5 protein-coding genes are annotated in these 3451 nt (G+C 63.3%); 1 reads left to right on the forward strand and 4 read right to left on the reverse strand.

Annotated features, from left to right (window positions below):
• Positions 1 to 1713 (forward strand): hybrid sensor histidine kinase/response regulator (locus tag AC1D0Z_RS17930; protein ID WP_477659554.1); only part of this gene is annotated, 1713 nt, incomplete at its 5' end.
• A 40-nt stretch (positions 1714 to 1753) separates the two neighbouring features.
• On the opposite strand, the gene AC1D0Z_RS17935 is transcribed toward AC1D0Z_RS17930, so the two are convergent.
• From AC1D0Z_RS17935 to AC1D0Z_RS17950, 4 genes are all read right to left on the reverse strand, one after another.
• Positions 1754 to 2026, reverse strand: a complete 273-nt coding sequence (locus AC1D0Z_RS17935) for a YkvA family protein (RefSeq protein WP_477659555.1) — start codon at positions 2024 to 2026, stop codon at positions 1754 to 1756.
• A 127-nt stretch (positions 2027 to 2153) separates the two neighbouring features.
• Entirely contained in the window at positions 2154 to 2387 is a 234-nt protein-coding gene (locus AC1D0Z_RS17940) for a hypothetical protein (protein WP_477659556.1), read from the reverse strand.
• An 87-nt stretch (positions 2388 to 2474) separates the two neighbouring features.
• Positions 2475 to 2684: a hypothetical protein gene (locus tag AC1D0Z_RS17945; protein WP_477659557.1), complete on the reverse strand. Its 210-nt coding sequence runs from the start codon at positions 2682 to 2684 to the stop codon at positions 2475 to 2477.
• Positions 2685 to 2731: 47 nt separating this feature from the next.
• Positions 2732 to 3451 carry a 2-keto-4-pentenoate hydratase gene (locus AC1D0Z_RS17950; protein WP_477659558.1) on the reverse strand — a complete coding sequence of 240 codons (720 nt, stop codon included), beginning with the start codon at positions 3449 to 3451 and terminating at the stop codon, positions 2732 to 2734.

A 3451-nucleotide genomic window follows, 5' to 3' on the forward strand; every position in this document is an offset into this window, starting at 1 on the left:
CAGCACAACCTGCGGGAGGCCAAAAAAAACGGCTTCTACAAGGAAGAAGCATGGCGAAAGCGCAAGGACGGCACCCTGTTCTGGGCACGCATTGCGCTGACGGCGCTGCATAACCATTCCGGCCAGCTGGTGGGTTTTTCAAAAGTCACGGTGGACCTGACGGACCACAAGCGGCTTGAGCAATGTGTCAAGGAAAGAGCTGAGACAAGGCGCATCCTTCTGACGGCCAATGCGGGCATGTGGACCTGGCATCCCGAGTCTGACGAGGTGGAGGTGTCGGGGAATTTCCTGGGCTTGTTGGGCCACCAGGACGAAGAATTCAGGATGAGCTTCGCGCAATGGATGGAGTTCGTCGAACCAGAGGACAGGGCCCTGGTCGCCGGCAAGTTCGAGGCCGCGCGCGCCAGTTGCCCGGGCGCGCCCATGGTGCTGGATGCGCGCCTGTGCAAGCGGGACGGCAGCTGCCGCTGGTTCCACATCCATGCCGACTGGTACCGCGAAACCGCTGACCAGCCTTATGCCCTGAGCGGCGTCACGGTAGATGTGCAGGACCTTAAAACCGCCGAAGAGGAGCTCCGGCAGGCCTTTGAGAAGCTCAAGGAGGCCGATGCGCGCAAGGACGAGTTCCTGGCGATGCTGGCCCACGAGTTGCGCAACCCGCTGGCGCCCATACGGTCGGCCGCGGAGCTGCTGAAAATGGCCCGGCTCGACGAGATGCGCGTCCAGCAGACGAGCGACATCATCGCCCGGCAGGTGGAACACATGACCAGCCTGGTCGATGACCTGCTGGATGTGTCCCGTGTGACGCGCGGGCTGGTCAAGCTGGACAAGGCGCCATTTGACATGCGCGACATCGTCATGGACGCGGTGGAGCAGGTCAATCCTCTTGTGCGATCAAAGCGCCACCATTTGGCCTTGCACCTGTCGCCGGAGGCGGCCACCGTGGCCGGCGACCGCAAACGCCTGGTGCAGGTTGTCACCAACTTGCTGAACAACGCGGCCAAGTACACCCCGGAAGGCGGCGACATCGTGTTGTCCTCGCAGGTTCAGGGAACTGAGGTGGTGCTGGGCGTGAAAGACAACGGCATCGGCATGGAGCCGGCGCTGGCGCAGCGGGCATTCGAACTCTTTGCCCAGGCTGAACGCAGTCCCGATCGTGCCTCTGGCGGCTTGGGCCTGGGCCTGGCGCTGGTCAAAAGCCTGGTGGAGCTGCATGGCGGCACCGTCAGCTGCGAGAGCGAAGGCCCGGGAAAAGGCAGCCTGTTTACCGTGCGTCTGCCCCTGGTTGCGGTGAAAAAGGGCGACCTTCACAAACCTCTGACGACCGCCATGCCGCCGACCGTCTCACGCCCCCTGCGAGTGCTCGTGGTGGACGATAACGCCGACGCCGCGCACATGCTGGCCATGTTCCTGGAAGTGTCGGGTTATATAGCCATGGTGGAAAACAACCCGCGCAAGGCGCTGGAGAACATTGAACGCCTTGCGCCGGATGTCTGCCTGCTGGACATCGGCTTGCCTGAGATGGACGGCAATGAGCTGGCGCGGAAACTGAGGAGCCTTCCCGCAGCGGCCGGCGTGCTTCTGGTCGCCATCACGGGTTACGGTTACGAGAGCGACCGCAAGGCCTCGCTTGCTGCCGGGTTTGACCACCATCTTGTCAAACCGGTGGACCCGCATGAACTGCTGGTGCTGCTGGCTGCGGCGCAGAAATAGGCACGCCAAGCCGCGGTTTTTATCCCGTCGTCCAAAGCCCTCAGGCAGGTGGCTTTTCCGCGGGCTCGGCGATACCGGGCGGCAGGCGGTTGAGCAGCCACCGGATCGCCAGCGGAACCAGCACGAGATCGTCGGCAATTCCGATGACCGGCAGGAAATCGGGGATGAAATCGACGGGGGAGAACAGGTAAAGCGCAATGGCCGCGGTACCCCATTTCAGCCATGTGGGCGCTCCGGGGTGGCGCAGGGCAGTCCAAAGCCGCCGGGCATCGCCGCGTATCAGGACCCAAAGCAAGGTCAGACGTTTGAACATGAAAGCTCCCTGGGTGAAGATGCAGGCCCGGCGGGCCGCTGAGCTTCAAATGGAGGTGCTTGCCCGGGCCACAAGTGCATTAACGCGTCGTTACTTTTGCGCGCGGGGAGGACGATCCGGGTATTTGTCAGTGCGCCAGACTGCCAACCAGCTTGTCTGCCGCCTCAACGGCCTCAGCGCGCGTGCGCCAAGTCCTGTCGCTGTCGTGCAGCGGCGGCAGCGATTCAACGTGTACGACATCGATGTACCAGGGGCCGTCGGGGAAGTGGCACAGCCTGGCCATGTAGTGCCGGCCGTTGGCGACGCCGGGGACGTATTCTTCGATCGGTTCAGGTTCTTCTTCGGGTACTTCAGGTTCCATCGGGTTCTCTCCAAATCCTGATTATCCGCAACCCGCCTTTGATCTTGTTCTTGTTCTTCGTGGGAGAGGAACGGGGATCGGTACAGCTCAGCTCTTGAGCTCTACCCCCAGCGCCGCGAGCTTTTTGGCGTACGCATCCCTGCGTTTTGCAGCCTTGTCTGCTGTTTCGACGGCCATCTGTATCGCCCTGGGGCCTTTGGCTGCAGCCGTCTTGATTAATCCGGACTTGTGCGCGGCCTCTGCCTCCGCCCTCTTGTAGGTGGCAATAAGTTCGGCATGGGCTATGGGTGAATTCACAGAGGACCTCTTTACTGATTTGACTGGCGCTATTCGACTACTTGCGCCTAACGTTCAAAACGCAAGTCCACCGCGCCGACGCCCACTATTTCACCACGCACTGTCATGCCCATGGGTGCGGTCAGCAGGCCGGTACAGGACCCGGTGGTCACGATCTGGCCCGTGCGAAGCGGCTGGCCGCGCTGCGCGCAGTGCCGGGCAAGCCATGACATAAGGCGCCAGACGTCTTGCGCCGGGTTGCCGCCGTGCGAGTGGGCTGCCGATGCTGTGCCGAAATGCAACCATGCCTCTGCCGTGTGCAAGTCCAGCTGAGCAGGCACAAATGCCGACGGGCTACCCAGTACCAGGGCGCCATGACATTGCAAGTCGGCCAATTGGGCCAACGGGTCGGCCGTCTGGCCATCAAGCAAGCGGCTTTCCACCACCTCGATAGCCGGCAGCACGGCGTCAAAGGCTTCGGCCAATTCGGCGGGTGCAAGCAGTCTGCCTTTGGGGTCCAGGTCGCGGCCCAGCCGGAAGGCGACTTCGACCTCGACGCAGCGCCATCGCCAGGCGGAGCCCGCGAGCGTGACGCCCGATGCGTGGATGCCGGAGGACGGAAGCGGCGCGCAATGCGGTTCGGCGTTCGGGCCTTTGGCGCCTACCTTCCAGCCAGCGACGGGGCCGATGGCTGCGAGCGTGGCGTCCTGGATGGCGTAGGCGCCGGCGCGGTCGGCGGGCACGATGTTGTGCCAAGGCACTACGGGCCCGCCGGCTCGCGCGGCCAC

The organism is Polaromonas sp. P1_E3 (assembly GCF_056405935.1).

Coding starts and splice junctions, on each gene's coding strand:
- AC1D0Z_RS17935 (WP_477659555.1), bottom strand. CDS start 2,026: ATGTTCAAACGTCTGACCTTGCTTTGGGTCCTGATACGCGGCGATGCC.
- AC1D0Z_RS17940 (WP_477659556.1), bottom strand. CDS start 2,387: ATGGAACCTGAAGTACCCGAAGAAGAACCTGAACCGATCGAAGAATAC.